Source organism: Acidocella sp. MX-AZ02 (genome assembly GCF_000306035.1).
Taxonomy (GTDB): Bacteria; Pseudomonadota; Alphaproteobacteria; order Acetobacterales; family Acetobacteraceae; genus Acidocella; species Acidocella facilis.
The window spans coordinates 348,286-352,182 of record NZ_JH976207.1 but is presented as its reverse complement, the minus strand read 5'-3'; the positions used below and the strand labels follow the sequence as shown (position 1 = coordinate 352,182).

Below are 3,897 nucleotides of genomic sequence, written 5' to 3'. Positions count from 1 at the left end.
CCGGCACGGCCGGGGCCGGCGCGCCGTGGCGGCCGTGATGCAGATAGAAGAGCAGCGCCGCATCCCCCAGCGCCAGGATGACCAGCACGAGAAGGATGATCAGACGCAGAGGGGTGCGCTTGCGCACCGGGGTCTCAAGAGTGTCGTTGCTTGCCATGGCCGCTTCAGCCTGCCACGAACGGGGCAGAACTGGAAGCGAGGCAGAGTGAGATGGCTAGTTTTTCCGTCACCGTATTTTGCGGCTCCAACCCGGGGGTGGATCCGGCCTATGCGGCGGCGGCCACATCCTTGGGTGAAGGGCTGGGCAAGCGCGGCATGCGCCTGGTGTTCGGCGGCGGCAATGTCGGGCTGATGGGCATCACCGCCGGCGCGACCTTGGGCGCTGGCGGCGAGGTGACCGGCATCATCCCGGATTTCCTGCGCCAGCGCGAGGTCGAGTTCCAGGGCCTGACCGAGCTGATCGTCACCGATTCGATGCATACCCGCAAGCGCCGTTTGTTTGCGCTGGGCGATGTGTTCGTAGTGATGCCCGGCGGGCTGGGCACCTATGACGAGACCTTCGAGATCCTGACCTGGAAGCAGCTCAGCCAGCACGCCAAGCCGATCATTCTGGTGAATATTCTCGGCTGGGCCGACCCGTTCATCGCGATGATCGACGAGACGATCAAGCGCGGCTTCGCCAGGCCGGAGGTGCGCGATCTGTTTGAGGTACAGCCGGACGTGCCGGCCCTGCTGGCACGGCTGGAAGAGCTGCGCGGCTAGAGCATCAAGCTTTTGTTTTAGCGAGCAATTTCGTGTGTTTACCTTGACGCTGGCGCGTCAACCTCAACACATATTGCTCTAAACCAAATCCCATCACGTTGAGCCGGACATAACCACGCCCGGCTCAACGCAAACATCAATTCCCTTGCGGTGCCGACTCCGCCGCGCGGATCATCTGCCGGGCGCGCTTGAGCGCATCCAGCACGGTCTCCTCGCTGGTCAGGCGCAGCAGCGCGGACCAGTCCTCGCGCTGCGCCTCCGGCGCCTCGCCCATCAGCCGGCGAATATTGTCGCGGGCGCGCTGCAGCGCCTCCGGCCGCTCCTCCTCATCACTGATATAAGCCTGCTGCAAGGCGAAATAGGCTTGGCGCAGCGGGCTGGTGGCTTCCTCCGCCGGCATGATCTGCTTGCCGAAGAGAAAGCGCGCATGGCTGTTCAGCTCCAGCCGCGTGCGGGTTTTGAACCGGATGACCGCCCCATTGAGGATCATCGATTCACCCTGCTTCAATTCCAGGACCAGAGACGACATCACACCCCGCTTTTGCAAGATTGGAAGATGAACATGAGTCTGCCACGCCTCATGTTAACGGGGGATGAAGCGCCGCTTACGCCGAGGGCATGGCCAGCGCCAAACGTCCGCCCAGCCGCACCGGCTCGATGCGTTTGGCCAGCCCGGTGGCGTCATCCGTCTCCACGAAAGCGCCGCACAGGGTCGCCGGGCCCTCCGCCGGGCTCAGCTTCTCACCCGGCATTTTGCGGATGAACCGGTTCAGCGCCGGGGCCTTCTGCATGCCGATGATCGAATCATAATCCCCGCACATGCCCAGATCCGTCGCGAAGCCGGTGCCGCCGGGTAAAATCTGGTGGTCGGCGGTGGGGATATGGGTGTGGGTGCCGGTGACGGCGGTGACGCGGCCATCGAAGGCATGGCCGAACGCCATTTTCTCCGACGTCGCCTCGGCATGGATGTCGATCAGGATGGCGTGGGCGGTGATGCCGAGCTTATGGCGGGTGAGCAGCTCATCGATGCCGCGAAACGGGCAATCCATCGCCTCCATGTAGAGCCGCCCCATCGCCTGCGCCACCAGCACCTTGCGCCCATCCGGCAACGTTGCCAGGCAGGCCCCCGCACCCGGCGTGCCGGGCGGGAAATTGATCGGCCGGATCAGGCGTTTTTCGCTGGCGATGTAGGGGATGATCTCCCGGCGGTCCCAGGCATGGTTGCCCAGCGTGATCACATCCGCCCCGGCGGCGAAGAGCGCCTGCGCCATGTCCGGCCCCAGCCCGAAACCATGGCTGGCATTCTCGGCGTTCACCGCGACGAAATCCAGCTTCAGCGCCGCGCGCAGCTCAGGAATATGTTTGAGAGCCGCCTCGCGGCCGGAGCGGCCGAGCAGGTCGCCGAGCAGAAGAATACGCATGGGAGCGGTATAAGGGCTCCCTTGCCTGAAACAAAGCCGCTCAGCCCTGCTTTAAGCGCCGCAGCCCCAACGCGGCGCCGAGCCCCAGCGCCAGCAGCCCGGCATAGGCGGCGGTTTTATGCCGGCCGGAGAACATCTCCCAGCTAACCTCGCGCTCGACATCGTCAAACCGCCCATGCGCCGCCTCATCGCCAGGCACCGGCTTGAACAGATTGGCCGGGCGGTCCTCCGGCTCAGGCTCGCTGGTCAGCTGGCCGGAATAGCCCTGCCTGGCCAGCACCCAATCGGCAAAGCCCGGCGCGATGCGGTTGGCGAGAATGGCCTTCACCGTTGGGAACCCGACCCAGAGCTCCCGGCGCGGATGCTCGGCCGCGAACAGGATCGCCCGTGCCGGCACCTCCGGCGCATAAACCGGCGGCACCGGCATCGGCCGGCGGCCCATCTTGTTCAGCGCCCAGTTGAATTGCGGCGTGTTCACCGCCGGCAGATGCACCATGCAGAGCTTGATCTGGCTGCGGTCATGGATCAGCTCGCTGCGCAGACTGTCCGTGAAGCCGCGAATGGCGGATTTCGCCCCGCAATAGGCCGATTGCAGCGGCACCGAGCGATAGGCCAAAGCCGAGCCGACATTGATGATGGTGCCGACACCGCGTTTCTGCATCGCCGCCAGCGCCGCCAGGCAGCCATACACGGTGCCGAGATAGGTCACTTCCGTGGCGCGGCGGAATTCCTCCGGTGTCACCTTGGTCACTGGCGCGAACACTGTGGCCATGGCGTTATTGACCCAGACGCTGATCGGCCCGAATTCCTGCTCGATCGCCTGGGCAGCCTGGGAGACGGCATCGGCATCGGCCACATCCACCGAATGCCAGACGGCGCGCGCCCCCAGCCCCTGAATTTCGGCGGCGGCGGCCTGCAGCCGGCCCTCATCGCGCCCCAGCAACGCCACATCATAGCCCGCCTTGGCGAACATGGTTGCGGTGGCCCGGCCCACCCCGGCGCCAGCGCCGGTGACAACAACGATCTTGCTCATGGCTTCTCCCGTTCTGCGGTTGCTCCCCGCGATTTAGGCGCGGGCACGGGCGAATGCCGGCAGGTGGAGAAAGCTTCAGCCGGAGGTTAGAGCAATATGTGTTTAGGTTGACGCGCCAGCGTCAAGAAAAACACATGAAATTGCTCGCTAAAACAAAACTTAGAGCATCAAGCGAAAAGCTTGATGCTCTAAGAGGCTCTCGCGCACGGCCAGACGCGCGGCGTCCAGCCCCGCGAACAGCTCCTGATCCGTGCCGGTCAGCCAGGCCGGCGCGTCCATCCGGGCCAGGGCAGCGAACAAGGCGCCGCGCCGCTGCGCATCCAGATGCACCAGCGGCTCATCCAGCAGCAGCAGCGGCGGGGCGCCGCGCAGCGCGGTAATCAAAGCGACATGGCCGAGCACGATGCCGATCAGCATCGCCTTCTGCTGGCCGGTGGAGGAGAGCGCGGCGGGGCGGCCGGCCTGGGCATCGGCAATCAGCAGATCGGCCTTCTGCGGGCCGTAGCCTGAGGATTTCACCGCCGCATCGGTGGCGCGCGAGGCCGCCAGCGCGCCGCGCAGCCAGTCTTCCACATCCAGCGCCGGAGCCGCGTCCAGAAGCTGCGCGATCGGGCAGGCCAACCCCAGAGTCACCCGCGGAAACGGGTCCGCCGCGCCCGCCTCCAGGCTCGCATTCAGCCG

The 3,897-nt window shown here is 65.5% G+C and carries 4 protein-coding genes and 1 pseudogene; 1 reads left to right on the top strand and 4 read right to left on the bottom strand.

Translation table 11 applies throughout. From position 1 onward, the window contains the following. The first annotated feature begins 210 nt into the window (after positions 1-210). Positions 211-762, top strand: a complete 552-nt coding sequence (locus MXAZACID_RS01720; RefSeq protein WP_008492297.1) for a TIGR00730 family Rossman fold protein — start codon at positions 211-213, stop codon at positions 760-762. Positions 763-898: 136 nt separating this feature from the next. On the opposite strand, the gene MXAZACID_RS01715 is transcribed toward MXAZACID_RS01720, so the two are convergent. From MXAZACID_RS01715 to MXAZACID_RS19965, 4 genes and pseudogenes are all read right to left on the bottom strand, one after another. Then, complete coding sequence (locus tag MXAZACID_RS01715; RefSeq protein ID WP_008492296.1) at positions 899-1,291, bottom strand: flagellar FlbT; 393 nt, start codon at positions 1,289-1,291, stop codon at positions 899-901. Positions 1,292-1,367: 76 nt separating this feature from the next. Further along, on the bottom strand, positions 1,368-2,183 hold the full coding sequence (locus MXAZACID_RS01710) for a TIGR00282 family metallophosphoesterase (protein WP_008492294.1): 816 nt from the start codon (positions 2,181-2,183) through the stop codon (positions 1,368-1,370). A 40-nt stretch (positions 2,184-2,223) separates the two neighbouring features. Beyond that, positions 2,224-3,216: an SDR family oxidoreductase gene (locus MXAZACID_RS01705; RefSeq protein ID WP_008492292.1), complete on the bottom strand. Its 993-nt coding sequence runs from the start codon at positions 3,214-3,216 to the stop codon at positions 2,224-2,226. 159 nt (positions 3,217-3,375) lie between these two features. Then, positions 3,376-3,897, bottom strand: a pseudogene (locus tag MXAZACID_RS19965) (DNA replication/repair protein RecF); the annotation flags it as partial.